This is a genomic window from Enterococcus sp. DIV1368f (genome assembly GCF_051712245.1).
GTDB classification, from domain to species: domain Bacteria; phylum Bacillota; class Bacilli; order Lactobacillales; family Enterococcaceae; genus Enterococcus; species Enterococcus faecalis.
Map to the genome: position 1 here is coordinate 942501 of NZ_JBIOON010000001.1, position 25598 is coordinate 968098.

24 protein-coding genes, 4 tRNA genes, 2 pseudogenes and 2 riboswitches (1 of these 32 only partly in view) are annotated in these 25598 nt (G+C 36.6%); of the genes and pseudogenes, 23 read left to right on the top strand and 7 right to left on the bottom strand.

From position 1 onward, the window contains the following. From IGL07_RS04860 to IGL07_RS04875, 4 genes are all read left to right on the top strand, one after another. Window positions 1–60: transfer RNA gene (locus IGL07_RS04860), tRNA-His, on the top strand (it extends 13 nt beyond the left edge of the window). Between the two features lie 14 nt (window positions 61–74). After that, window positions 75–146, top strand: a tRNA-Gln gene (locus IGL07_RS04865). Between the two features lie 25 nt (window positions 147–171). After that, window positions 172–242: transfer RNA gene (locus tag IGL07_RS04870), tRNA-Cys, on the top strand. 13 nt (window positions 243–255) lie between these two features. Next, window positions 256–339: transfer RNA gene (locus IGL07_RS04875), tRNA-Leu, on the top strand. A gap of 45 nt (window positions 340–384) precedes the next feature. Here the strand turns inward: IGL07_RS04875 and IGL07_RS04880 are convergent. The 3 genes from IGL07_RS04880 to IGL07_RS04890 form a co-directional block, all read right to left on the bottom strand. Next, window positions 385–618, bottom strand: a complete 234-nt coding sequence (locus IGL07_RS04880) for a hypothetical protein (protein WP_010817143.1) — start codon at window positions 616–618, stop codon at window positions 385–387. 64 nt (window positions 619–682) lie between these two features. Further along, a riboswitch (M-box (ykoK) riboswitch) is annotated at window positions 683–850 on the bottom strand. Window positions 851–912: 62 nt separating this feature from the next. After that, entirely contained in the window at window positions 913–1692 is a 780-nt protein-coding gene (locus IGL07_RS04885) for an ABC transporter ATP-binding protein (protein WP_002360638.1), read from the bottom strand. 88 nt (window positions 1693–1780) lie between these two features. Further along, complete coding sequence (locus IGL07_RS04890; RefSeq protein WP_025187111.1) at window positions 1781–3553, bottom strand: ABC transporter permease subunit; 1773 nt, start codon at window positions 3551–3553, stop codon at window positions 1781–1783. Window positions 3554–3597: 44 nt separating this feature from the next. Then, window positions 3598–3765, bottom strand: a riboswitch (M-box (ykoK) riboswitch). A 240-nt stretch (window positions 3766–4005) separates the two neighbouring features. Between IGL07_RS04890 and IGL07_RS04895 the strand changes: the two genes are divergently transcribed. The 4 genes from IGL07_RS04895 (at window position 4006) to IGL07_RS04910 (ending at window position 7428) form a co-directional block, all read left to right on the top strand. Further along, the gene (locus IGL07_RS04895) at window positions 4006–4575 is read left to right on the top strand and encodes an adenylyl-sulfate kinase (RefSeq protein ID WP_025189502.1); all 570 of its coding nucleotides are present in this window, start codon (window positions 4006–4008) and stop codon (window positions 4573–4575) included. Window positions 4576–4621: 46 nt separating this feature from the next. Next, a complete protein-coding gene (locus IGL07_RS04900; RefSeq protein WP_025189346.1) occupies window positions 4622–5137 on the top strand; it encodes an AAA family ATPase in 516 nt (171 codons plus the stop codon). Between the two features lie 267 nt (window positions 5138–5404). Further along, window positions 5405–7003 carry an Nramp family divalent metal transporter gene (locus tag IGL07_RS04905; protein WP_002382010.1) on the top strand — a complete coding sequence of 533 codons (1599 nt, stop codon included), beginning with the start codon at window positions 5405–5407 and terminating at the stop codon, window positions 7001–7003. After that, window positions 7003–7428, top strand: coding sequence for a universal stress protein (locus IGL07_RS04910; protein WP_002358161.1), 426 nt, complete (start codon window positions 7003–7005; stop codon window positions 7426–7428). Before IGL07_RS04905 ends, IGL07_RS04910 begins: the two co-directional genes overlap by 1 nt. A 54-nt stretch (window positions 7429–7482) precedes the next feature. On the opposite strand, the gene IGL07_RS04915 is transcribed toward IGL07_RS04910, so the two are convergent. After that, window positions 7483–9153 (bottom strand): PucR family transcriptional regulator, encoded by a 1671-nt coding sequence (locus IGL07_RS04915; protein WP_002377870.1) that lies wholly within the window; start codon window positions 9151–9153, stop codon window positions 7483–7485. 380 nt (window positions 9154–9533) lie between these two features. On the opposite strand from IGL07_RS04915, the gene IGL07_RS04920 reads away from it, so the two are divergent. From IGL07_RS04920 to IGL07_RS04940, 5 genes are all read left to right on the top strand, one after another. Beyond that, the gene (locus IGL07_RS04920) at window positions 9534–11195 is read left to right on the top strand and encodes a peptide ABC transporter substrate-binding protein (protein ID WP_195526224.1); all 1662 of its coding nucleotides are present in this window, start codon (window positions 9534–9536) and stop codon (window positions 11193–11195) included. Next, entirely contained in the window at window positions 11196–12446 is a 1251-nt protein-coding gene (locus tag IGL07_RS04925) for an amidohydrolase family protein (protein WP_025189503.1), read from the top strand. After that, window positions 12443–13660, top strand: coding sequence for an amidohydrolase (locus IGL07_RS04930; protein ID WP_010817147.1), 1218 nt, complete (start codon window positions 12443–12445; stop codon window positions 13658–13660). Before IGL07_RS04925 ends, IGL07_RS04930 begins: the two co-directional genes overlap by 4 nt. A gap of 234 nt (window positions 13661–13894) precedes the next feature. After that, the gene (locus IGL07_RS04935; protein WP_002360627.1) at window positions 13895–14374 is read left to right on the top strand and encodes a GAF domain-containing protein; all 480 of its coding nucleotides are present in this window, start codon (window positions 13895–13897) and stop codon (window positions 14372–14374) included. Between the two features lie 66 nt (window positions 14375–14440). Further along, window positions 14441–14872, top strand: coding sequence for a VOC family protein (locus tag IGL07_RS04940; RefSeq protein WP_016630493.1), 432 nt, complete (start codon window positions 14441–14443; stop codon window positions 14870–14872). A gap of 41 nt (window positions 14873–14913) precedes the next feature. Here IGL07_RS04940 and IGL07_RS04945 read toward each other — a convergent pair whose 3' ends face one another. The 3 genes from IGL07_RS04945 to galM form a co-directional block, all read right to left on the bottom strand. Next, window positions 14914–15552: a sugar O-acetyltransferase gene (locus IGL07_RS04945; protein ID WP_002365472.1), complete on the bottom strand. Its 639-nt coding sequence runs from the start codon at window positions 15550–15552 to the stop codon at window positions 14914–14916. 120 nt (window positions 15553–15672) lie between these two features. Further along, window positions 15673–15819: a hypothetical protein gene (locus IGL07_RS04950; protein ID WP_002384758.1), complete on the bottom strand. Its 147-nt coding sequence runs from the start codon at window positions 15817–15819 to the stop codon at window positions 15673–15675. Window positions 15820–15949: 130 nt separating this feature from the next. Next, entirely contained in the window at window positions 15950–17008 is a 1059-nt protein-coding gene (gene galM, locus IGL07_RS04955; protein ID WP_025189504.1) for a galactose-1-epimerase, read from the bottom strand. Window positions 17009–17206: 198 nt separating this feature from the next. On the opposite strand from galM, the gene IGL07_RS04960 reads away from it, so the two are divergent. The 10 genes and pseudogenes from IGL07_RS04960 (at window position 17207) to emeA (ending at window position 25460) form a co-directional block, all read left to right on the top strand. Further along, on the top strand, window positions 17207–18370 hold the full coding sequence (locus tag IGL07_RS04960; protein ID WP_075575633.1) for a galactokinase: 1164 nt from the start codon (window positions 17207–17209) through the stop codon (window positions 18368–18370). A 15-nt stretch (window positions 18371–18385) separates the two neighbouring features. Then, window positions 18386–19375 (top strand): UDP-glucose 4-epimerase GalE, encoded by a 990-nt coding sequence (gene galE / locus IGL07_RS04965; protein WP_104879636.1) that lies wholly within the window; start codon window positions 18386–18388, stop codon window positions 19373–19375. Window positions 19376–19389: 14 nt separating this feature from the next. Continuing rightward, window positions 19390–20880, top strand: coding sequence for a UDP-glucose--hexose-1-phosphate uridylyltransferase (gene galT / locus IGL07_RS04970; protein WP_025189505.1), 1491 nt, complete (start codon window positions 19390–19392; stop codon window positions 20878–20880). Between the two features lie 6 nt (window positions 20881–20886). After that, a complete protein-coding gene (locus tag IGL07_RS04975) occupies window positions 20887–21891 on the top strand; it encodes a LacI family DNA-binding transcriptional regulator (protein WP_002360622.1) in 1005 nt (334 codons plus the stop codon). Between the two features lie 9 nt (window positions 21892–21900). Further along, window positions 21901–22126, top strand: a pseudogene (locus tag IGL07_RS04980) (AAA family ATPase); the annotation flags it as partial. Between the two features lie 160 nt (window positions 22127–22286). Continuing rightward, window positions 22287–22604: pseudogene (locus IGL07_RS04985) on the top strand (hypothetical protein); the annotation flags it as partial. A gap of 27 nt (window positions 22605–22631) precedes the next feature. Beyond that, a complete protein-coding gene (locus tag IGL07_RS04990; protein ID WP_025189506.1) occupies window positions 22632–22931 on the top strand; it encodes a hypothetical protein in 300 nt (99 codons plus the stop codon). A gap of 213 nt (window positions 22932–23144) precedes the next feature. Beyond that, on the top strand, window positions 23145–23624 hold the full coding sequence (locus IGL07_RS04995; protein WP_010817155.1) for a GNAT family N-acetyltransferase: 480 nt from the start codon (window positions 23145–23147) through the stop codon (window positions 23622–23624). Between the two features lie 48 nt (window positions 23625–23672). Further along, on the top strand, window positions 23673–24113 hold the full coding sequence (locus tag IGL07_RS05000) for a GNAT family N-acetyltransferase (protein ID WP_002369669.1): 441 nt from the start codon (window positions 23673–23675) through the stop codon (window positions 24111–24113). A 192-nt stretch (window positions 24114–24305) separates the two neighbouring features. Further along, window positions 24306–25460 (top strand): multidrug efflux MFS transporter EmeA, encoded by a 1155-nt coding sequence (gene emeA, locus IGL07_RS05005; protein WP_002358140.1) that lies wholly within the window; start codon window positions 24306–24308, stop codon window positions 25458–25460. Window positions 25461–25598: the final 138 nt, after the last annotated feature.

Below are 25598 nucleotides of genomic sequence, written 5' to 3' on the forward strand. Positions count from 1 at the left end.
AGTGGTTAACACACCAGATTGTGGCTCTGGCATTCGTGGGTTCGATTCCCATCGGTCGCCCTTTGTAATTTTATTGGGGTATAGCCAAGCGGTAAGGCAACGGACTTTGACTCCGTCATGCGTTGGTTCGAATCCAGCTACCCCAGTTTTTTTGTAACAAAAATGGAATATGGCGGTATAGCCAAGTGGTAAGGCAGAGGTCTGCAAAACCTTCATCACCGGTTCAAATCCGGTTACCGCCTTCCAAAATATCTTGCCGGCGTGGCGGAATTGGCAGACGCGCTGGACTCAAAATCCAGTTCCTTCACGGGAGTGCCGGTTCGACCCCGGCCGCCGGTATACTAAAGACTGTTAAATCAATGATTTAACAGTCTTTTTTGTTTATTATTTTCTCGAATACATAAAAAAAACCATCTCAAAAAAATGAGATGGAAAGTTAAGTGAGAGAGTGATAAGTATAGTGCGAATAAATACAAGGGTTACAGAAGAATGTGGGGGTTCTGCATCATCGTCATTAAATGTTCCTGCAGTGGGAATATGAATTTCTGTCATATTATATTCAATAACTTGAACTGTGATGATTACAACAGTTCCAATGATTGCTAACATAGTAGTCATACTTTCACTCCTCTCTTAATTTTAAATAAAAGTACTTAACTGATTGACTAGAGACTAAAAATATACATCAACATGAACGTTGAGCTTTAGCACTATACAACGTAAAGATCACTCTTAGCTATTTTGAGAAAAGCCTTCTCCTCGACCAGTCTTGTTCTACTCATTGGTGTCTCTCGACATTTCTGAGCAATAGCCTATGTTTGTATAGGAGCCTCACCTAACTTATTACAAAGAAATAATAGTCTTTTAAGTAACTCTTTGTCAAGACATAAGCAGAAGTCAAAACAGTTCTATTTACAAATGAATGCGACGAACCATTTCTTCTGTTATTTGTTCTACAATATCAATGGTTGTTTTTGGCGAACGTTGATTTCTTGGGATATCGATTGAGTAAATTTTGGCAATACGACCAGGATTTGCATCCATTAATACAACCCGATCAGAAAGTTGAACTGCTTGTTGAACGTCATGCGTGATCATTACAATTGATTTAGTCGCAATTTGATTGTTTAACCAAATTTCTAATAAATCATTGGATAATTGGCTGGCTGTAATGATATCTAAAGCTGAAAAAGGTTCGTCTAAGAGCAATAAACTAGGTTCGATGGCTAAAGCACGAGCAAAGCCTACACGCTGTTTCATTCCACCAGATAACTCTCTGGGATATGCTTTTTCAAAACCAGTTAAACCAATCATTTCAATGAGATTACTGACTCTTTTATTTATTTGTTCGCGAGAAATTTCTTTACGGTTTTCTAAGCCAAAGCTGATATTTTTTTCAACTGTCAACCAAGGAAAAAGGGCAAAATGTTGAAAAACCATGCCGATATTGGCATCAGGCTCATTAATGATTTTATCTTCAAAAGTAATTTCACCTCTAGTTGTACGAAGAAGTCCAGCGATACTTCTGAGCAACGTTGATTTTCCTGTTCCTGATTGTCCGATAATACTTAAAAATTCATTCGTTTTAACTGTTAAATCAATATTTTCAAGGACTTTTAAATGTTCTGAATGTCCTTCAATTTCAAATTCTTTATATACTGATTTTATGCTTAATAATTCTTTATTTTCCATCGTCTTATTAGATAGGTCAAGGGAAATAACCTATCGTTCTCCTCTCTAGTTTATCTTAAAAATTTAGTCGAGTTGAGTCGTCCAGCTATTAATAGTGAAATTTTTGTTTTGCTGCTCGATATAAAGGTTGCCAAACAAAGGCGATACATAAACCAACAACGAAACACATCGCTAAGGTTCCTAAGGCAGATTTATCTTTTACACCATCGTTTGCTGCAATATATTGTCCTAGGCCAGTAACATCTATTGATTTTGTGCCCCATTGAATGCTTTCTGCTGCGATATCAGCGTTCCAAGCAGCACCAGCAGCGTTAATAATTGCTGTAATGAGGTAAGGTAAGATAGAAGGGATCAAAAATTTTGTCCACCATTGCCATTTAGATAATTTAAAAAGTTTGGTTACGTCACGAATATCATCAGGGATGGCTAAGTAGCCAGCAATTACATTAAAGAAAAAATACCATTGGCAACCAACCATGATGAGTGGTAAAATCCACCATTCTAATTTGTTGAAGCCCATACTAATAATCAACACAATGAATGGAGTATAAACATTTGACGGAATGGAGCCTAAAATTTGTCCAATCGGTTGAACGATACTTAAGCGCCGATTATCATTCGCAACCCAGATTGCTAAGGGAGTAAAGATAATGCCAGCAACGACCATAGCCAAGGTAACCCGTAGCGTAGTATAAAGTGTTAATCTAGGAATCATGCTGAAATCTTGATGGGGCAAAAAATGATAGAGCTTAATAGAACAATAAACCCCAATAATGGTTAAGCTGACATACCATAATGTTTTGAAGAAATGGCGTAATTTTGCTAGTAATCGATAGAGATAGTCTAGCTTGAAAAAGTACCAAACTTTTGGTAAATCGTAAATCCAAAAATGACTGAATTTCACAAAAGCTTTTGAAAAGTATTTTGTTAAAGTTGCTTTTTTTAATAAATGATAAATGATGGATTTAGGTGGCGTCGTACTTTCGACATCTGTTTCATATTTAAAATAATAAGTGGCTCGAACTAAAGGTTGAAAAACTAAAAAGTTTAAAATCACCACATTGATTAATAAGGCAAAAACAGCCCATAAACAGGATTTAAAGTCGGCTCGATTTAATGCTACTTGGATATAAGAACCAATTCCTGGTAAATAAAGGTTGGTTTCTTTAGGAAAGGCAACAGAAGCTTGCTCACTAGCCACCAAGGCAAACCAAGCCGCAGTTTGAGAAATAATAACGTTCCAAAGTAAGCCAGGAATTGAGTAAACAAATTCAAGACGCCAAAATTTTTCCCAAGCATTGTACTTGAACTGATCGGTCACATTGACTAGATCTGAAGGAATAACTTCCATTATTTGATAAAGGGTCAACATGATGTTCCAAGCTTGACCTGTGAAGATGGCAAAAATAGCAACCGCTTCTGCGCCCATCACATTTCCTGGAAATAAACCAAGTAACCAAGCAGTTGTAAAGGTCAAAAAGCCTAGTAATGGAACAGATTCAAGGAAATTAACTAATGGTAAAATGACTCTTCGTGCCGTTTTATATTTTACGGCTAAAATGCCAAAAACAAAGGAAAACAGGAAGGACCAAGCCATGCCTACAATCATTCGAAACATGGTTCGAATTGAAAAGTAAAAAAGATTTGATGGAGATAAGAAATCATCTGTTTTACTTGGTGTTGCGAGGAATTCTTCTGAGGGCAGGGTGTGAAGAGGGCGATTCATTTTTAGCCAAGAGAAGACGATGATAAAAATGAAAATGCCTAAAATGATGAGCAAGGTAAGATTCCCGATACTTTTAGCAAGTAGGGTATTTTTCTTAGATGATGCAGTGACAGCTTTCAATTTAAAAACCTCCAATTAATCATATTAAAGAGGTCGCCGAATAAAAGAAGAAGATTATAGGGTAATCACAATAATTGAGCTTTGGCTTTCTGAGACGTAAGAAAAAAATTCTAGTTATCTTAGGAAAGCCTTAATTCGACAATCCCTGCTTTACTCGTTACTGTCTCTCGACATTTCCGAGCGATAACCTGTGTTCTTCAGAGTAACCTCACCTAATATGATTCTATTTGATTTACATGCTTATCATACTCGTGACTAAAAATAAAACAATTTCTAGCTGGTTATACCTGAATGACTGTTTGTTGTTATTCTATTCAATCATTCTTAAAAAGATTGCCCACATTCTGTTTTTTTAGGGGGAAATTATCAGATGAGTATGTTATGTAACCCAAGGTGAATAGCATAGGATGTTGTATTTTTAGTTTGTCTCGTTTACTGTTAAAGATGTAAGTAGTAACTATACGTGCATGGATAAAATTTTGGGAGGTAGTGTATTGAAAACAAAAGTGATAGTAATTAGCGGTGTGACAGCAAGTGGAAAAACGACACTCATTAATGCTTTATCTGATACTGTTGAAAATGCTTATGTACTTTCATTCGATGATTATAGTATTGATGCTTTGCCATCGGCACCATCCCATGCTTTTTTATTAAAAAATTTCAACGTTGCAGTCAATTTATTCGATATTACCCAGTTAATGAAAGACTTTTTTTCTGTGAATGCTCAAGGCAAATTTAACTATATTTTTATAGACTTTCCATTTGGCTATTTACACGATGATTTGAAGCCTTTTATTGATATTGTGATCTACCTGAAAACGCCATTAGATGTTTGTTTTGCTCGCCAAGTGATTAGAGATTATTCTTATTCTCAAGGAGAAAGTATTATTAAGTGGGCCCATAACTATTTAAATAATGTTAGACCACTATTTATAGAACATGAAAAAAATGTATCAGCAAGTTCAGACTATCTTTTAGATGGCACACATAGCGTAGATGAACAAATAAAAAAGATAAAAAAATTAAAAGTAATCTAGCACCTAAATTAAGCAACAAAGAAATTTGTTCAGAAGAAAGGAAATTATGATGATTATTTGGTTAAACGGTGCGTTTGGAGCCGGAAAAACGACCATTGCACATGAGTTACAACAAAAACTTCCCAATGCAATCATTTATGATCCAGAAATTATTGGTAGTGCATTAATGGAATTAATTCCCGAAGAAATGAAAGAAAATGATTTTCAAGAGTATCAGGAATGGCGTTGCTGGAATGCTCATTTATTAAAACGAATGTCCAAAGAGTCTGGACGGCCGATTATTGTTCCAATGACCCTTTATAAAAAGGAATATGAAGAAGAGCTGATTGGATATCTGAGACGAGCAGGCATTGACGTTTACCATTTTTTGTTAGCGGTCGAGAAAGAAGAAATTTTACAAAGATTATTGAAAAGAAATGATGGAACTTTTGAATGGGGGAAAAATAAGTTGCCCGAAGTACTTGAAGGTTTTCGTCAGATTCAGTTTACCGAGATTTTTAGAAATCATTCAGCTGACACGACAGAAATTGTAGCAACCATTCTTAATAGAGTAACCGAATAAAAACAAAATAAGGGACCTAAGCTGAAATGACTTAGGTCCCTTATTTTCTAATTCTTAAGATAATCAACTACCAGCTACCCTAATTTCTTCAAACTTTAAGACTACACATTTACGACAATCTATTTTTACACTGTCAAAATTTTCTTTCAAGTCTTGCATTTTGTTATTTTTAGCAGTATATTTTAGGTGTACCTAAAATATATTAGAGGTTAACCTTCTGATAGAGGGGCCTTTTAAAATTATTGCAAAACGAAAGAAGGAATTGAATTGAAAAATTCAGAAGAACATGAACCAAAGCAAAGACATCATTTGATTGAATATGCAAATGGTCCTTCGCTTGAAGAAATTAATGGCACCATTGACGTGCCTAAAAATATGAGTTTTTGGAAAACGTTATTTGCTTACTCAGGTCCAGGAGCATTGGTAGCAGTGGGGTATATGGATCCAGGAAACTGGTCTACTTCAATTACTGGGGGACAAAATTTTCAATATTTATTGATGTCGATTATTTTAATTTCCAGTTTGATTGCAATGTTGCTCCAATATATGGCTGCTAAATTAGGTATTGTTTCACAGATGGATTTAGCACAAGCGATTCGTGCTAGAACTAGTAAGACGTTAGGTATTGTATTATGGATTTTAACAGAGTTAGCAATTATGGCTACAGATATCGCTGAAGTTATCGGGGGCGCAATTGCCTTATATTTATTATTTCATATTCCTTTAGGGCTGGCTGTCTTCATTACGGTATTTGATGTTTTACTTTTGTTGTTATTGACAAAAATTGGTTTTAGAAAAATTGAAGCTATTGTTGTTGCTTTAATTGTTGTTATTTTTGTGATTTTTGCTTATCAAGTGGCATTGTCAAATCCAGTATGGGGAGATGTAATTAAAGGGCTGGTTCCTAGCGCAGAAGCTTTTTCTACATCACATGCGGTGAATGGGCAAACGCCACTGACAGGTGCATTGGGGATTATTGGTGCAACAGTGATGCCTCATAATTTGTATTTACATTCTTCTGTTGTACAAAGTCGTAAAATTGATCGTAAAGATAAAACCGATATTCAACGCGCTTTACGCTTTTCAACTTGGGATTCTAATATTCAATTAACGATGGCATTTTTTGTTAACTCTTTGTTATTGATTATGGGTGTGGCCGTTTTTAAATCCGGCAGTGTCAAAGATCCTTCATTCTTTGGTTTGTTTGATGCTTTATCAAATCCAGCGGTTATGAGTAATTCTATTTTAGCGCATATTGCAGGTTCTGGAATTTTATCGATTTTATTTGCGGTAGCCTTATTGGCATCAGGACAAAATTCAACAATTACAGGAACCTTAACTGGTCAAATTATTATGGAAGGGTTTATTCATATGCGTGTGCCAATTTGGTTACGTCGGATGGTCACACGTTTGTTATCTGTTATTCCTGTCTTAATTTGTGTTTTAATGACCAGCGGAAAAAGTACAGTGGAGGAGCATATTGCGATTAATAATTTAATGAACAATTCACAAGTTTTTCTAGCATTTGCTTTGCCATTTTCGATGTTGCCTTTACTGATGTTTACAGATAGCCGTGTTGAAATGGGTGAACATTTTAAAAACTCGTGGTTAATTAAATTGTTAGGCTGGGTTTCTGTCATTGGCTTAATTTACCTCAATATGAAAGGCTTACCTGATCAAATTGAAGGATTCTTCGGTGATAATCCGACAGCGAGTCAAATTACGTTAGCCGATAATATTGCTTATGTCATCATAGCACTCGTCATCCTCTTGTTAGTTTGGACGGTTGTAGAATTATATAAAGGCGATAAACGATATGCACAGCAGCTTGCAGCTATGGAGCAACAAGTAGAGGAGGTTAAATAATGAAATTTTCAAAAATTATGGTTGGTGTTGAAGAGTCGCCAGATGCGTTAAAAGCATTTCATTATGCTATCCAAAAAGCAAAAGAAGAACAAGCTGAATTGGTTATTGTTTCGATTTTAGAAGAGAAAGAGATTAATGTTTACCAATCGTTAGATAAAAATTATTGGCAAGAACAGTTGGCGAAATTAGAGAAACAAACGGAAAAATATCAACAAGAAGCGTTAGCGAATGGCATCGATAAAGTAAGTGTAATTGTCAATGAAGGGAACCCAGGAGAATTAATTATTAATAAGCTTATTCCTTTGAATAAACCAGATTTGTTAATTATTGGCTCCAAGTCAACTAGCAAATTAAAAAGCTTTTTTGGTAGCCAAGCAGCTTATATGGCTCGATATGCCCCAATTTCTGTAATGATTATTCGCTAACAAAATTGAAACAGTTAAAAAAGCCGCCACGATTTACTATTCGTGGTGGCCTTTTTATAGTAATTTTTGTTTATATAAATAAACAGCCAAACTTAGTTGTAGCGAACTATCAGGAAATTCTAAAGTTAAGTGAAGAATCTCTTCTATTTTTTTTAAGCGGTAAATAATTGTATTACGATGTACATACATATTTGTGGCAGTCAACGAAATATTTTTATTCGATTGAAAGTAGGTATTGATGGTTTCTAGTAGGGAACTTTCATGTTTTTGATCTTCTTTTTCTAATGGTTCAATCAATCGTTGATATATTTTTTGTTTGGCTTGTTTGGTCAGGGTTTCGATCATTAAACGATAAAAAAAGAGGTCATCATAATTCAAAATAGTTCGTTGTTGTAATTCTTGACTTGCTTGTGCTAAGTGGAATGTTTCTTGTGCTAATTTATAAGAATCACACAGATTGGTGATTTTTTTGACAGTTGGACCAATCGCTAATTTAAATGATAATTTTGGATTCAGTTTCATTAGTTGCTCTAGTAAATTCTTGGCAAGATGAGTGGTTTGTGCAAGGTAGGCGGCTTCCTCTTGTGCTGGATTTTCTAGTAATAAAATAAAGCCAGTTTGTGTAGGAAAGGCAGTAATTTTTTGTCGATATCCTTCTAAAATATGATTCAATTGATGGCCAATGCTATTCATTTGAATAGTCGGATTAAACAGTTGTTCCAATTGTTCAATGGCTACAAGCAAGAGACTAAATGTATCTTTTTCATTTAATTGCAGATAATTACTAAATTCTTGCCAAGCTTGAGGATTGGTATTTTTTTCTTGGATAAGGTCTTGAAACAGCGCCCCGATCTTTTGCCTCGTTGTTAAATTTTCCGAAGATTCTAATTGAAGTTGTGGTAAAAGGTAGTGAGCACAGACCTCCACAGATAATAAATCAATCGTCTGTAATTTTTTGGTAGTTTGCCAAATCACTAAGTAAGATAAGCTGAGATTTTTCTTTTTGATGGGTAAAATTCGCAAAGATAACTGATGGTTCGCTAAGGAAAATTCAACAGTCAATGGTTCTTTATAAAATAATAGGAGCTCATTGTTCTGGGCTTTTAAAGCTGTCTCAAACTGTTTTTTGAGAGTCGCGTTGTTTAAAATACTGGTGATTCTTGTTGGCGCATCAGGTAAATCAAAATGATTCATAATCTGAAAACGCTCATCTAAAAGCATTACAGGCGCTTGAATTGCGGCACTTAATACTTCCAGTAATTGGGTACTTTTTCCGCCAGCTTTGATAATTGTATAAAATTTATTATGCATATGAACAGAATGTTGGCTAATCGTTTCGTCAGGTTGATTGACTCGGCGATTGACCAATGAAATAATTTGAGAAAAGTTGTAATTATAAGGGATTGAGAGAATTGGTAATCCGACGTCATTCGCTAATTGGATCATCTCTTGTGGAACTTCATTGAAATAACGTTGGACTTTAAAGCCTAGAGCAGCGCAGTTCATATTTGCTAGTTCTTGAATAAGACGTTTTTGCAAGCAAGGCTGATCTTTGAAAATATAGCCGGTAGTTAATAAAATTTCTCCTGGCGTTAGCCAGTCAAAAGCATCAGGATTTTCTAAAATATTTGCTTGTAGAATTGGCGCATCTAAATTGGTCTCGTGCGTCAATAAGGTTAAACCAGGTAGTTCTTCTGCATGGAGTAGATCATTAACCGTCATCATTAGCAAGGCCTCCTTTTGTATGAATTATCTAAAAATTAAGTGTATTTATTGTAAGATGTTACAAAACTATTTTAGGGAAAATAAGGTATCCTTATACTAATAGAAAAAAGTTCCAAGTCATCACGTGATTGGTAGTCACAAGTGACCAAATAAGAACAATCAGCGCTTACAACCTATAGAAACGCATCGTTTAAAGATATAGCAATAGTATACTTAATTTTTAATGCTTTTACTATTGTTTCAGCTACTTTAAATTTCTCAAGTATTTCTATAATCTGTAAGTTTTTTGAGACTCTTATCAGATATGCTTCTTTTTCTATATTTTATCAGAAAATTCTGGTAACTTTGAAGGTTATAGTTTGTAAAATGGAGGGATCGGTATGAAAAAATTAAAAATGTTAGGATGTGTCGGTTTGCTTTTAGCTTTAACGGCTTGTCAGGCGGGAACGGGAAACTCGGCTGATAGTAATAAAGCAGCGGAACAAAAAATTGCAATTAGTTCTGAAGCGGCTATTTCGACAATGGAACCACACACAGCGGGGGATACGACCTCGACTTTAGTCATGAATCAAGTTTATGAAGGACTCTATGTTTTAGGTAAAGAAGATGAATTAGAGTTGGGGGTCGCTGTCGAAGAACCAGCGATTTCTGAAGATGAAACCGTTTATACATTTAAGATTAGAGAAGATGCCAAATGGTCGAATGATGATCCAGTAACAGCAAATGACTTTGTTTATGCATGGAAACAAGTTGCTTCCCCTAAATCAGGATCGATTCATCAAGCGTTATTTTTTGATGTCATTAAAAATGCTAAGGAAATTGCTTTAGAAGGCGCAGATGTGAATACTCTTGGGGTTAAGGCGCTAGATGATAAAACGTTAGAAATAACTTTAGAACGGCCCACCCCTTATTTGAAATCATTACTTTCGTTTCCTGTTTTGTTTCCACAAAATGAAAAATATATCAAAGAACAAGGGGATAAATATGCCACTGATGCAGAACATTTGATTTATAATGGTCCTTTTAAATTGAAAGAATGGGATAATGCCTCTTCCGATGACTGGACCTACGAAAAAAATGATACGTATTGGGATGCTGAAAAAGTTAAATTAACAGAAGCGAAAGTTTCAGTAATTAAGAGCCCAACGACAGCGGTGAATTTGTTTGACTCGAATGAATTGGATGTAGTGAATAAGCTAAGTGGTGAATTTATTCCTGGTTATGTTGATAATCCAGCCTTTCTTTCAATTCCTCAATTCGTCACATACTTTTTAAAAATGAACAGTGTTCGTGATGGAAAAGAAAATCCGGCTTTAGCGAACAACAATATTCGTAAAGCGTTGGCACAAGCTTTTGATAAAGAAAGTTTTGTAAAAGAAGTCTTGCAAGATCAATCCACGGCTACAGATCAAGTAATTCCGCCGGGACAAACGATTGCGCCAGATGGAACAGATTTCACAAAACTAGCTGCTAAGAAAAATAACTACTTAACCTACGATACAGCGAAAGCAAAAGAATTCTGGGAAAAAGGGAAAAAAGAAATTGGGCTGGATAAAATCAAATTAGAATTTTTAACAGATGATACAGACAGCGCCAAAAAAGCTGCTGAGTTTTTCCAATTTCAATTGGAAGAAAATCTAGACGGATTAGAAGTGAATGTTACTCAAGTTCCTTTTACTATTCGTGTTGATCGTGATCAAACGAGAGACTATGATTTAGAATTATCTGGTTGGGGAACCGATTATCGTGATCCATTAACAGTTATGCGCATCTTTACTTCGGATAGTACCTTGGGCGGCGTAACGTTCAAGAGTGATACGTATGATCAATTAATCCAAGAGACTAGAACAACACATGCGGCTGATCAAGAGGCTCGTTTAAATGACTTTGCTCAAGCACAAGATATTTTGGTGAATCAGGAAACGGTTTTAGCACCAATCTACAATCGAAGCATTTCTGTATTAGCTAATCAAAAAATCAAGGATCTGTATTGGCATTCATTTGGACCGACGTACAGTTTAAATTGGGCTTATGTTAACTAATTGAATGAAGGTAGGAAGGGGTTTGTCATGCTTTTAAAAAACTGTAAATTAGAAACAGGATTTTCTACTGTGAATCAGCGAATTGTTGCGACAGAAACAGCTAGCTATGATATTCGAATTGAAAACGAGGTCTGTACTGCGGTCGCACCGCAGTTAAGTCCTTTAGAGAACGAAACAGTTATCGATGTGAATCAGCAACTCGTTTTACCTGCTCTAAGAGAAATGCATATTCATATTGATAAAACGTATTTTGGGGGACCTTGGAAGGCCTGTCGTCCACTAACGAAAGGAATTTTAACACGTATTGAAGAAGAAACTTGGCTGTTACCTGAACAATTACCAACTAGTTTAGAACGTGCTTGCCAAGTTATTGAGCAGTATATTCAACAAGGCCATTATCATATCCGCAGTCATTGTAATGTAGATCCATCTATTGGAACGAAACATATTGAAATTACTAAAGAAGCATTTAGTCGATATGAACAATACATTACTCATGAAATTGTGGCTTTTCCTCAACACGGATTACTCCGCTCACAAGTCGAACCTTTGATGCGCGAAGCCTTACGCATGGGGGCAACTCATGTCGGCGGCGTTGATCCAGCCCTTGTGGATCGTCATGTGGACCATTCAATCGCAAAAATATTTGAATTAGCTACCACATTTAATAAAAAAATTGATGTTCATTTACACGCCCGTGATACTTTGGGACTTTATGAATTTAATAAATTTGTTGATTATACAGAACAAGCAAAGATGTTTGGCAAAGTCACTTTAAGTCATGCTTTAGCCTTAGGGGGCTTAGAAGAAGAAGCAATTAGAGACATTGCGCAAAAATTCATCGAAACAGGTATTGATTTGACTTCGACTGTACCAATTGGAATGCCCACCATGCCGATTCCAACCTTGATTGAACAAGGTGTTAAGATCTCCGTGGCTCATGACAGTTTGACGGATCATTGGTCGCCTTTTGGCAGTGGCAATACAATAGAAAAATTAAATACAGCCGCTCAAAGATTTAAAATTAGCGATGAGTATCGCTTGAATCGTTTATGGGGCTTAGCGAGTAATTTTGTAACGCCTCTTGATCCTAACGGGCAGCGAGTTTGGCCTAACGTCGGCGATTCTGCAGATTTCCTACTATTTAATGCTGAGAGCACTGCTCACGTGATTGCACGCCAACAGCCAATCCAACAACTGATACTAAAAGGACAACTGGTTGAAGCCGTTCAAAAGGGGGAAAGAGAATGACAGCATCCATTGTTTATTTGAATAATGTTCGTTTAGAAACTGGTTTTGCTAAAGACCACCACGAATTAACGTATACTAAAACCGCACGCTATACTTTAGCGATTCAAGAAGGGAAAATCCAAGCGATTATTCCGCAAAATCAAGTCACTGAAGAGCAACAAGGCACTGATTTAAACGGACAACTGGCTATTCCCACTTTTCAAGAGAGCCATAATCACTTAGATAAAACCTACCTTTCATTAGGCTGGCGTGCTAGCCAACCTGTTAAGAATTTAAAAGAGCGTTTAGCAGACGAAGCCAGTGAACTTAAATTGTTAGCTCCGTCAACAGAACAACGAGCGACGGCCATGATTGAAAAATTGATTGGTTATGGAGTCTCTTATATTCGGACACATGTCAACATTGATCCTTATGTAGAACTAGAAAACTTCTGGGGCGTCAAAAGAGCCTTAGAAAAATATGCGCATGTGATTGATTATGATATTGTTGTCTTTCCACAGCATGGATTATTAAAAAATCCCCACACGGTTTTACTCATGAGAGAAGCCCTAAAAAATGGTGGAACAATGGTTGGCGGTTTAGATCCTGCAGGCATTGATTATGCAATTGAAGAATCTTTAGAAACCATTTTCGATCTGGCAGAAGAATTTCAAGTAGGAATCGATATCCACTTGCATGATACGGGGGAAGTTGGCGTTTATACAATTGATAAATTTTTAGACATTTTAGAAGAACGAAAATTTACTCAGCGAACCGCTATCAGTCACGCCTTTGCGCTGCTAGATGTACGACCAGCAGAAAAAGAAAAACTATACCAACGCTTGGCAACGCATCAAACGGCGATTATGTCTACAATTCCTTATGATCCTCGTTATTTATTGCCACCAATTGATGTGTTACGCCAAGCTGGTGTATCGGTTCATTTAGGTAGTGATGGCTTTTTTGACTCTTGGAGTTCTAATGTTTCAGGTGATTTATTTGAAAAATTACGTAATTTTTGTGAAATGACAGGAAAGATTACAGAAGAGCAACTTACTCAAGCTTACGTCCATGGCTGCGGCAAAGAAGCACCTTTTTCATTTGAAGAAGAACGCCTTTGGTTTACAGAAGGCGACGAAGCAAACTTTATTTTTACAGAAGCAACTTCTACAGCAGAAGTGATTGCTAGAAAACCACAGAAACGCCAGATTATGTTGAAAGGACAATGGATTTAACTTGCTTTAAAATTAGGTAGAAATAGAATGCTAAAAAGCCAAACAGAGGAAACAGGGTTCAGCTCTGAGCAACGCATAGTGTCAGTCCAGCGGTTACTCGTCACAGTTTAATCCTTATAAAGTGCTTCTGCTCACAACGTGTATCAGCGTTTCAAGTTTGTTTGACTCACTTTAACATAGCACTTTTGCGTATCTTCCTTTATAATAAGACAAAATGAAGGAGATGAACCAAGCATGACTGAACAAACGAGAGAAAACAAAAAAGCAGCCTACGAATTGTGCTTACAACAATTGAGCGGTTTGTTAGAAATAGAAACGGATGCTATTGCAAATTTAGCAAACTCGTCCGCGTTACTTGCACAAACGTTACCAGACACCGTTTTTGCTGGGTATTATTTATATAAAGATGAAGAATTAGTTTTGGGGCCTTTTCAAGGGAAAGTCTCTTGTACCAGAATTAAAATGGGCAAAGGTGTCTGTGGTGAGTCCGCGGAAAAACAAGCTACATTGATTGTTGATAACGTGAAGACACACGCCAATTATATTTCTTGTGACTCAGCTGCGATGTCTGAAATCGTTGTACCGATGGTAAAAAATCATCAATTGGTCGGTGTTTTAGATATTGATAGTGGTGTAACAAATAGCTATGATGCGGTTGACCAACTGTATTTGGAAAAATTTGTTACCTTGTTACTAGAAAAATCAGATTTTTAAGCAGACTATTTTTGCTTTCTGACAAATCATGAGAAAATAAAGTATAAAATTTGATCATGAAAGAAGGTGAGTCATTTGTTAGAGCTGTATATAAATTTTAAAGGTGAAGCAAAAGAAGCAATTGCGTTCTATGAAGATGTTTTTGATACAAAATGTCAAAATTTAATGACTTTTGGCGAAGCACCTGAAGATCCTGAGCATCCTATAAACGACGAGATAAAGGATTTAGTGATGAACGCAAGTATCATTATTGAAGGAACCTATGTAATGATTTCAGATGTTCCTGATATGTTTGGTTTTGAAGTTATGGAAGGAAATAACCTTTCGCTCGTGGTTAGCACAGATGATGATGAAAAAATTGATCGCTTATTTAAACGATTATCTGAAGGTGGCACTGTTACAATGCCGTTATCTGAAACTTTTTGGTCCAAAAAGTATGGTTCCCTAAAAGATCAGTTTGGCATCCATTGGATGTTTAATTATTATGAAGAAGATTAAAAAAATCCCCAATCCGTTATTTTCATTGGATTGGGGATTTTTTATTCATGAAAGAATTGCTTCTTAGCGATTTGATACTGCCGTTGCTTTTCTGTCCAAAATTGCTGATCGTTTTCATCAATTTTGCGAATGACTTTTGCTGGATTACCCCCAACAATCGTGTTGGCAGGAACGTCTTTTGTAACCACAGCACCAGCAGCGACAATAGCATTTTTTCCAATTGTAACGCCAGGTAAAATGGTGGCACTTCCGCCAATCCACACGTTATCTTCAACAATAATTGGCGTACCGAATTCTAATTCTGCAGTTCGAATCGTTGGATCAATTGGATGGCCGGCAGTATAAAAACTAGCACGAGGGCCAACCATGACATTATCACCGAAGATGATTTTGTTTACATCTAAAAAAATGCAATCCATATTTGCATAAAAATTTTCTCCTACCTCAATATGGCGACCGTAATCTACATAGAGGGGTGGGGTGATATATAACTCATTGCCAGTTTTTCCTAATAATTCTTTTTCTAGGGCCACAATTTCTTTCACATTATCGATAGGAAGTTGATTGATTTTTTGAGCTAACACCTTGCCTTTTGTTGATTTGTTTTCGGGTAAAATGGTGGGGGCGTAATATAATTCACCTTTTAACATTTGCATATAATCAAAGTCATTTTGTTTCATGTAAGCGCTCCTTTAGGCTTTTTCTCTATTGTATCAAATCAATACAATAAGTCGAGGAATATGTAAAATAAAAAAGGACAGATAGCAAAATAGCCTTGCTTATCTATCCTTTACCTAAGGTTATCCAATTTTTTTAACTCTCCCGCCAATTTTATCTGCTAATTTTTGTGCTTCTTTTTCAGAGTGGTAAACTAAACAACCTGATTTATCTCGCGTACGTTTACCATCTGCAGTTAAATAGCCATGAAAAAATTTGATTGCATACATAGACATCACCACCTTTCTAATTGAAAATAGTGTAAATGGAGCGTTTAAAAATGTCAAATAATAGAAGTGCTCTTAACCATTCTTATCTTTTTTAGTTCGAAGATAAGCTTGGTTAAGAGCATCATTTCACTTAATAAATTAGTTTGAAACGGGTCGTTGAGTGAAATTCCTGTTCAGGTGAGAGGGTGATAGAACCGAACAACGGAAATCTTTCAGCACCAGGACAGACTTGGGTTTCAAATGTGAGCGCTCCGTGATTGACTAATTTTTGCCCTTGAATATCGGGACCGTTATCAGCAAAATTTGCTGAAAAAATAACAACTGAAGGTTGATCAGTGAACATTTCTAAGGTGATATCTTTAGTAGGACTTTTTAAGATAACATCTGGGTTAATTAAATCATGATTGGTTAAGATGAAAGGGTGATCGAAGCCGTTCATCTTTTGGATTTGTTCATCGTTACTTGAAAAAACCTCAGCTAATTTTTTAGGTTTTTGTAAATCAAAAGCTGTCTGGTCGACGGAAGCTAATTCTCCAAGCGGTAAAACTCTTTCATCAAGCGGGACAAACTTTTGGGCATTTATTTGTAACTCATGCGCATCAATGGGGATTGCGGGATTTCCAGTTAAATTAAAGTAGACATGATTGGTTGGATTAAAAAGTGTTTGTTCATCTGTAGTTGCCTGATACTCAATTTGCCATTCATTTTCTTCAGTCAATGTATACGTGACTGAAACAGTGAGATTTCCAGGAAAACCATTTTCACCAGCAGGACTCTCTAGCCAAAATTTCACAGAAGGATTCACTTGTGCCTCTTGGATTTCGCTGTGCCATTTTTTACTTTCAAACCCAGGTGTGCCACCGTGAAGTGTTGTTTGAGTAGGAGTATTAATCATCGTTTGATACGTTTTACCCGCTAGTTCAAAGGAGCCATCGGCAATTCGGCCAGCTGTTCGACCAATTGTTGCACCAAAATATACGTCTTTAGACAAATATTCATCTGCTGAGGGAAAGCCTAGCACGAGTGATCGGGATTCATTTTTTGTAAGAGGAACGTCGAGCGCAACAATTCGCGCACCAAAATCTGTTACTTTTAAAGTCACACCATTTTTATTCGTCAGTGTGTAAAGAAGCATTCCTTGTCCAAATGATTCAGTTGAAATAGTCAAAATAATCAATCCTTCCTTCAAGTAAATATTTAGTAAATTTAACTTTGTTTTTTAGATTATTTAAATAGTCAAAAAGAAACGCTAAGAAAATAAATCTTTATTTAATTGTATTGTACACGTTTTCAATCAAAATGACAATCAAGAAAATGTTAAGTAAATATTTGCAAAAGTTTAGTAAATATTATACAATTTGTTTACTAGTGAAAGGAGCGATTAGTGATGGAAGAACTGTTAATGAATCGATTTGTAGAAATATTTGGTGAGAAAGGGACAGCCTGTTATTTTGCCCCTGGAAGAATTAATTTGATTGGTGAACATACAGATTACAATGGCGGTCATGTTTTCCCAGCGGCTATTACTTTAGGGACATTTGGTGTGGCAAGAAAAAGAGACGACCAAAAAATTCGGATGTTTTCTGATAATTTTAAAGAGGTTGGTCTCATCGAATTTACATTAGAAGATTTAACCTATTCAGATTCAGATGATTGGGCAAATTATCCTAAAGGCGTTTTAAATTACTTGATTGAAAGCGGACACAATATTGATTCTGGCTTAGATGTGCTCTTCTACGGTACGATTCCTAATGGTGCTGGATTGTCTTCTTCTGCTTCTATTGAACTTTTAATGGGGACGATCTGTAATGATTTATATGCTTTACACTGTCCAATGCTTGAATTGGTGCAAATCGGTAAAAAAGTGGAGAATGAATTTATTGGCGTTAATTCAGGAATTATGGACCAATTTGCCGTGGGGATGGGAGAAAAAGATCAAGCTATTCTACTAGATACCAATAATATGCACTATGAAATGGTTCCCGCCAAATTAGGTGAGTATACGATTGTTATTATGAATACTAACAAACGTCGTGAATTAGCAGATTCAAAATATAATGAACGCCGTGCAGAATGCGAAGAAGCCGTTCGTTTGCTTCAAAAAGAGTTATCTATTGAATTTTTAGGTGAATTAGACAGCGAGACATTTGAACAATATCAAGCATTGATTGGAGATCCAACGTTGATTAAACGAGCGCGTCATGCCGTCACAGAAAATGAACGAACTTTATTGGCAAAACAAGCGCTAACTGAAGGGGATTTGGAAGAATTTGGCTTATTATTAAATGCCTCACATCGTTCGCTAAAAAAAGATTACGAAGTAACCGGTATTGAGTTGGATACCTTAGTGGCTTGTGCGCAAGAACAACCAGGCGTTTTGGGCGCACGGATGACTGGTGCAGGGTTTGGCGGTTGTAGTATTGCTTTGGTACCAAAGAAAAATATAGATGCATTTATTGAGGCTGTTGGCCAGAGTTATCAAGATAAAATTGGCTATGCTGCTGATTTTTATCCTGCATCAATTGATGATGGTGCCAGAAAGTTATTTTAGAAAGGAAGGCTTTAAATGTCTATTTTAGTATTAGGTGGCGCAGGCTACATCGGCTCACATGCCGTCGATCAATTAATTTCAAAAGGATATGCCGTTGTGGTTGTTGATAATTTATTAACAGGGCATCGTTCAGCAGTTCATGAACAAGCGACTTTCTATGAAGGCGATATTCGTGATAAAGCTTTTTTACGTAGTATCTTTGAAAAGGAATCAATTGAAGGGGTGTTGCACTTTGCGGCCAATTCTTTAGTAGGAGAATCCGTGGAGAAACCGTTAATGTATTTCAATAACAATGTTCACGGCACTCAAATTGCCTTGGAAGTCATGCAAGAATTCGGGGTGAAACACATTGTTTTTTCTTCCACAGCGGCCACTTATGGCGAACCAAAAGCAATGCCTATTACAGAAGAAACCCCAACGAATCCTAAAAATCCGTATGGGGAAAGTAAATTAATGATGGAAAAAATCATGAAATGGTGCGACAACGCTTATGGAATGAAATATGTTGCTTTGCGTTATTTTAATGTTGCAGGAGCAAAAAAAGATGCCTCAATTGGTGAAGATCACACGCCAGAAACGCATATTGTGCCAATTATTTTACAAGTGGCATTAGGCCAACGAGCAGAGCTAAGTATTTTTGGGGATGATTATGATACACCAGATGGCACGTGCATTCGAGATTATGTTTATATTGAAGACTTGATTGCAGCACATATTTTGGCTTTAGAATACTTGAAAAATGGCGGCGAAAGTGACGTCTTTAACCTGGGTAGCAACAACGGCTATTCTGTTAAAGAAATGTTAGATGCTGCACGTGAAGTGACAGGTCAAGAAATTCCTGCGAGAATCGCGCCACGCCGAGCAGGGGATCCTAGTACGTTAATTGCTTCTAGTGAAAAAGCCAAACGAATTTTAGGCTGGCAACCAGAAGTAACTGAGGTCAAGGACATTATCGCCACCGCTTGGCAATGGCATGTGAAACATCCTCAAGGCTATAATGAATAGGAGAACATCAGATGATGAAAGAAAGTAGTAAATGGATTGCTGCATTTGTAGAGATAATCATAGAAAATGGCGATTGGACGGAAACAGACCGCTATTATTTGACGAATCGGATTGCCAAACTAGTTGGCTGTGATTTTTTTGAACAACCAGAAGCAGTTGCTTGTGAACAAGAACCGTTGCATGTGGTGGAACAGCTTTTAAACATTGCACAAGCCAATCACCAAATCGATGACTCAATTACGGAAGCAGAACAACTAGAAGCGGAGTTAATGGATTTTATTACGCCGACCCCAACCACTATTAATCGGAAGTTTATGGACTATTATCAAGAGTCTCCACGAAAAGCAACGGATTATTTTTATCAGTTATGTAAAACGAATAACTACATTAAAACGAAAGCAATCGCCAAAAATATTATTTTCCCAATGGACTCACCCTATGGTAAACTAGAAGTTACCATTAACTTATCGAAGCCAGAAAAGGATGCTCGAAAAATTTTGGCTGAAAAGAAAATGAGTCAAAAAAAATATCCAGCGTGTATGTTATGTATGGAGAATGAAGGCTATTATGGCCGTGTGAATTATCCAGCACGGACAAGCCATCGGATTATCCGACTAAATTTAGAGGACGAAGCTTGGGGCTTTCAATATTCGCCATATGCTTACTATAATGAGCATGCGATTTTCTTGGACCAACAACATCGAGAAATGAAAATCGAGAAAAAAACGTTCCAGCGGCTCCTTAAAATTACGGAGTTATTCCCTGAATATTTTGTGGGCTCTAATGCAGATTTGCCAATTGTTGGTGGTTCTATTTTATCTCATGATCATTACCAAGCAGGACGTCATACATTTCCAATGGATTTAGCACCAATGGAAACAAGATTTTCTTTGAAAAAATATCCTGAGATAACTGCTGGTATTTTAAAATGGCCGATGTCTGTGATTCGTCTTCAAAGTAATTATCAAGAGGAACTAGTTGAGGCAGCCGAATTAATTTTGACCAAATGGCGCAATTATTCTGATGAACGAGTCTCAGTTCGGGCCTATTCAGAAGATGGCACACCGCATCATACGATTACGCCAATTGCCCGACGCAAAGGGTCATTATTTGAATTGGATTTAGTTTTACGAGATAATAATGTTTCGGAGGAATTTCCAGATGGCATTTTTCATCCACATCCAGAAGTACAACATATTAAGAAAGAAAATATTGGCTTAATTGAAGTAATGGGACTAGCTATTTTGCCACCAAGGCTGGCACAAGAATTAAGAGAAGTCGAAAAGTATTTATTAAAGCAACCCAATCAAATTGCTGAAAGTCATCGAGCTTGGGCGGATGAACTCAGTCAGCAAACCATCACTGAAGCCAATGTCAAAGAAGTGATCCAACAAGGAATTGGGACAATTTTTGTTCAAATTTTAACAGATGCCGGCGTCTTTAAACGTGATGAAGAAGGCCGTCGTGCTTTTGAACGATTTATTCAATGTATTGAAAATGATTAATTTGAGGTGAGGAACATCGTAACCATTAAAGATATAGCAGAGCAAGTCGGTGTTTCTTCAGCGACAGTTTCGAGAGTTTTGAACTATGATGAAACATTATCAGTTAGTGATGAAACGAAGAAGAAAATATTTGAAACAGCAGAAACGTTAAATTATAAAAAGCGAGCCAGAAAAAAACAAGCAGGCAAAAAGAAAATTCGGTTTGTCCAATGGTTCAGCGATCCAGAAGAACTGGATGATATTTACTATTTATCGATTCGTTTAGGTGTTGAAAAGCGGGCAGAGGAATTGGGTTTTCTTTTAGTCAAAGAATCCCTGACAAACCTGTCTCAAAAAAGATTTGATGGGACAATTGCCCTAGGGAAATTTGATGAAAAGCAAGTGGCGGCCTTAGCCGCCTTAGGCGCACCTCTTCTATTTGTAGACTTTGATGCAATGGCTTTTGGCCAAAACTCCATTGTTGTTGATTTTGCTGGAAGTGTTAAAACAATTGTGCAAGAATTTTTGGCGCAAGGGCATCAGAAAATCGGTATGCTTTCTGGGCAAGAATATACGAAAGAGTCCCGCGTGGCATTGGTTGATCCACGTTTTGTCGCTTTTAAAGAAACCTTAAAAGATTTGGACCTTTATCATCAAGAATGGGTTGTCGAAGCAGCTTTTTCTGTTGAAGAAGGCTATCAAGCGATGAAAGACTTTATTGAAAAAGCGGACACTCGTCCAACCGCTTTTTTCGCTGCAAGTGATACGTTGGCCATTGGTGCGATGCGGGCGTTACAAGAAGCAGCAATTCGTGTGCCAGAAGATATTTCTATCATTGGTTTTAATGATATTAGTGTCGCAAAATATGTTTCACCAACATTAACAACAGTTAAAGTTCATACTGAATGGATGGGTGAGCTAGCCGTTGAGACAATGAAAGAGTTATGCTTGAATACCCCACCAGTTCCTAGAAAAATTATTGTCGGAACGGAATTCATTCAGCGAGATTCAACGAAACATTCATCAAAATAACAGCAAAACTTGGAGAGTTTTTTCCAAGTTTTTTGCTCTTTTCTGCTGGTTTTCAACAATCAAGAAAATGGAGGGAAACAGATGCAACCGAAATTAATTATTTTACGTGGTAATTCTGGTAGTGGTAAAACAACGATAGCTAAAGCGCTTCATCAGTGTCTTAAAGAACAATTGTTATTGATTTCTCAAGATGTGGTGCGCAGAGAAATGCTTCGTGTTAAAGATGAAACAGTCTTTTGGAGGTAAGTCGAAACGACTTACCTTCTTAGACTTGAATCTTGAGATAAACGGCGGGAGAGGAGCAGCTTCTTCGGAAATAAGCTGAAATTCCTCGAAAGACGAAAAGCATCTTTCGGAAATTCCTTCTTATTTCTTGAAGCTAAACACTCCTGTCCCGACCTCTGGCTTTTGGGTATCAAGAATGCCAGTATGTGATTGTTGAAGGGATTTTTCAAAAAGCCATTTATCATTCCTTTTTTCAGGAAATAATTCATCTCTTTGAAGGAAACGTTCAGGTTTATTATTTTGATCTTTCTTTTGAAGAAACGCTGAAAAGACATAGCCAGAGAAACAAGAATCAAGAATTTGGTGTCGTGGAAATGAAACGTTGGTGGCTACCAGAAGATTATTTAGGGTTTCCGGGAGAACAGCGGTTATCTGAACAACTGTCTGAAAAGCAGATTATCAGGCAAATTTTAGCAGATATTCAGTAGTAAGTGCTGCGCTTTTTAGAGAAATGGATGTTGTGGTATGATAAAAAAGAAGGAGTGGTTTCAATGGATTACCAAGAACGATTAAAAAATTTACCACCTGAAGTCATGACAGCTTTTTCAGAATCATTTATTTTTTTAATCAGTAACGATAAAGTTCAACATTTTCCTGCACGAGACTTAACGCAAACTGAAATGATTCAACGAGTGAAAGAGAAATTAGGTGAAGCGGTGACGTGGTCCTTATGGCAAGGGTTCGTTATTGCTGTTAATTCAGAAAAAACATGTGTTGCTGTTTTGCCCAAATATCATCAACTCGATGGTTTTTGAAAATGAATAAGGGAGCGAAGAATTATTCGCTTCGTTGTATAAAATGAAAACGTTTTTTGGGAGGGAAGGCTGATGTCTGAGCTAGTGGTTATTAGAGAAATGCAATAGAAAGATATCTTAGCGCTGGATACTCAAGGAGGTCGGGACAGAACTGTTTAACTCCGAGAAATAAGAAGAAATTTCCAGAAATTGTTCTTTAATTTTTGGAGAATTTTGCTTATTTCCGAAGGAGTTGGTTCTGTTTCCGCCGTTTATCAGGTTTTGCTCCACGCTCGCCAAGAGATTTTGATGAACTATTTAGAAGAACAATTAGTCAAGCAACGAACGGTTTTTGTAGCGGAGAAAAAGGCAACGCTGTTAGGGTATGTGACGTTACTGCCATTAGCTAAGGAAGGACCTTTTAAAAATTTATATCCTGAAATAGCTGATTTCAATGTATTCTTACCATTTCAAAAACAAGGAGTGGGGCGGTTATTATTAAATCGTGCAGAAAATGTTGCCAAAAGTTATGCAGATACTGTTTCTTTGGGAGTAGGCCTGCATCCTGGTTATGGTGCAGCGCAAAGATTATATATCAAACAAGGATATGTGCCAGATGGTTCAGGAGTCTGGTTTCAAAATAAGCAGCTGAAACCAAACGAACGGTGTGTTAATGATGATGAGTTAGTTCTTTATTTATCGAAAAAACTATAGAGTAGCCAAAGTAATACTCTATAAATATCATTTAGGAGGTTGTTACCCTTGATTAGAAAAATGAAGCCAACAGATGCAGCGGCGTTAACTATCATTAATAAAGAACAATTGGGCTATGAAGTTCCCGTTGACGTGACCTGTAAACAGATTGAGAAATTACTACTAGCCAGTGACAGAGAGTTTTTATATGTTTATGAAGAAACGAAGACAGGCAAGATTTTAGGCTATGTGCATGCGCAACTGTATGAAACAATTTATTCCCAAACGTTATTGAACGTTCTAGGGTTAGCAGTGGCAAAAGAAGCAGAAGGCCGTGGAATTGGCAAACAATTAATGACGAAACTAGAAACGGAAGCTAAAAAGTGTAACTTGTCTGCGATTCGCTTAAATTCAGGGGAACAGCGTACAGCAGCACATCAATTTTATGAACACATTGGCTATGTTTCTGATAAAAAACAAAAGCGATTCATTAAATACTTGGATACTTAAGTTATGTCTTTAAAAAATAACAATTTCCTTTAAAAAAATAAGTAAAAACTAGTGAAATTTTCAGCGAATTAGTGTAAAATGTATCTCAATGACTCAACGAGTGTTTCAGCCGAAACACTGTCAAAGAAAGTACATACAAAGAAACAGAAATAGCCATTTTTGATGGCTGTTTTTTTATGGAGGAGGCAAATTATGACGAAAAAAAATAGTATGATGTACTTAGCAATTTCTAACTTATTTCTTGTTTTTCTAGGCGTAGGCCTAGTCATTCCCGTAATTCCCCAATTAAAAGAAGAAATGCATTTTTCTGGTACCACAATGGGAATGATGATTTCTATTTTTGCGATTGCCCAATTAATCACATCGCCAATCGCAGGTGTCCTTTCGGATAAAATTGGACGGAAAAAAATGATTGCGACGGGTATGTTGGTTTTTTCAATTTCTGAGTTATTATTTGGTTTAGCCCAAGCGAAAAGCGGTTTTTATATTTCTCGTGGTTTAGGCGGGATTGCCGCCGCTTTATTAATGCCGTCAGTGACAGCCTTTGTGGCAGATATGACCACGATTTCTGAACGTCCGAAAGCGATGGGGCTTGTGTCAGCTGCAATTAGTGGTGGTTTTATTATCGGACCAGGAGTTGGTGGTTTTATTGCTTATTTAGGTATTCGCGCTCCATTTTTTGCGGCCGCATTTTTAGCATTTATTGGTTTTATTTTGACATTAACTGTTTTGAAGGAGCCGGAGAAACGAATTTTAGCCGCTGTTGAAGCGAAAAAAGGTTCATTTATGGATATTTTAAGAAATCCAATGTTTACCTCATTATTTGTGATTATCTTAATTTCCTCTTTTGGCCTGCAAGCGTTCGAATCTATTTATAGTATTATGGCGACTATTAATTTTGGCTTTACCACAAGTGAAATAGCAATCGTGATTACGGTTAGTGGTATTTTAGCGTTGATTTGTCAGTTGTTTTTCTTTGATGCAATCGTCCAAAAAATAGGTGAAATGGGTTTAATCCAATTAACCTTTTTTGCAAGTGCCATTTTTATTGCCGTGATTGCCTTTACAAAAAATAATTTAGTTGTTGTATTTTCAACGTTTATTGTCTTTTTAGCGTTTGACTTGTTTAGACCAGCAGTAACTACTTATTTATCCAAACATGCTGGAGATCAACAAGGAACCATCAACGGACTAAATTCGACATTTACAAGTTTTGGTAATATTTTAGGACCAATGGCAGCAGGAGCTTTATTTGATATCAATCACTTTTTCCCTTATTATGTTTCAGCAGTAATTCTGTTAGGAACGGGCTTTTTATCGTTATTTTTAAATCGAAATAAGATGTAAAAGAAAAAATAAGTATTTGGAATATAAAAATTCCGAATACTTATTTTTTTTGATCACCGACCGTTCTTGAAAAAAACAAAAAAATAAACAGTGTTCGCTTGATTAATCGAACGTTTGTTCGTATAATGGTTTTGCAAG

Excerpts from the sequence above, each read along its gene's own strand:
- IGL07_RS04915 (WP_002377870.1), bottom strand. The coding sequence starts at position 9,153 with ATGATGACGGTTAATGATCTACTCCATGCAGAAGAACTACCTGGTTTA.
- IGL07_RS04930 (WP_010817147.1), top strand. The coding sequence starts at position 12,443 with ATGACAGCATCCATTGTTTATTTGAATAATGTTCGTTTAGAAACTGGT.
- IGL07_RS04885 (WP_002360638.1), bottom strand. The coding sequence starts at position 1,692 with ATGGAAAATAAAGAATTATTAAGCATAAAATCAGTATATAAAGAATTT.
- IGL07_RS04920 (WP_195526224.1), top strand. The coding sequence starts at position 9,534 with ATGAAAAAATTAAAAATGTTAGGATGTGTCGGTTTGCTTTTAGCTTTA.
- galE (WP_104879636.1), top strand. The coding sequence starts at position 18,386 with ATGTCTATTTTAGTATTAGGTGGCGCAGGCTACATCGGCTCACATGCC.
- IGL07_RS04910 (WP_002358161.1), top strand. The coding sequence starts at position 7,003 with ATGAAATTTTCAAAAATTATGGTTGGTGTTGAAGAGTCGCCAGATGCG.
- IGL07_RS04895 (WP_025189502.1), top strand. The coding sequence starts at position 4,006 with ATGGATAAAATTTTGGGAGGTAGTGTATTGAAAACAAAAGTGATAGTA.
- IGL07_RS04880 (WP_010817143.1), bottom strand. The coding sequence starts at position 618 with ATGACTACTATGTTAGCAATCATTGGAACTGTTGTAATCATCACAGTT.
- IGL07_RS04935 (WP_002360627.1), top strand. The coding sequence starts at position 13,895 with ATGACTGAACAAACGAGAGAAAACAAAAAAGCAGCCTACGAATTGTGC.
- IGL07_RS04900 (WP_025189346.1), top strand. The coding sequence starts at position 4,622 with ATGATGATTATTTGGTTAAACGGTGCGTTTGGAGCCGGAAAAACGACC.
- IGL07_RS04945 (WP_002365472.1), bottom strand. The coding sequence starts at position 15,552 with ATGAAACAAAATGACTTTGATTATATGCAAATGTTAAAAGGTGAATTA.
- IGL07_RS04950 (WP_002384758.1), bottom strand. The coding sequence starts at position 15,819 with ATGTATGCAATCAAATTTTTTCATGGCTATTTAACTGCAGATGGTAAA.
- IGL07_RS04990 (WP_025189506.1), top strand. The coding sequence starts at position 22,632 with ATGTTGTGGTATGATAAAAAAGAAGGAGTGGTTTCAATGGATTACCAA.
- galT (WP_025189505.1), top strand. The coding sequence starts at position 19,390 with ATGAAAGAAAGTAGTAAATGGATTGCTGCATTTGTAGAGATAATCATA.
- IGL07_RS04960 (WP_075575633.1), top strand. The coding sequence starts at position 17,207 with ATGGAAGAACTGTTAATGAATCGATTTGTAGAAATATTTGGTGAGAAA.
- emeA (WP_002358140.1), top strand. The coding sequence starts at position 24,306 with ATGACGAAAAAAAATAGTATGATGTACTTAGCAATTTCTAACTTATTT.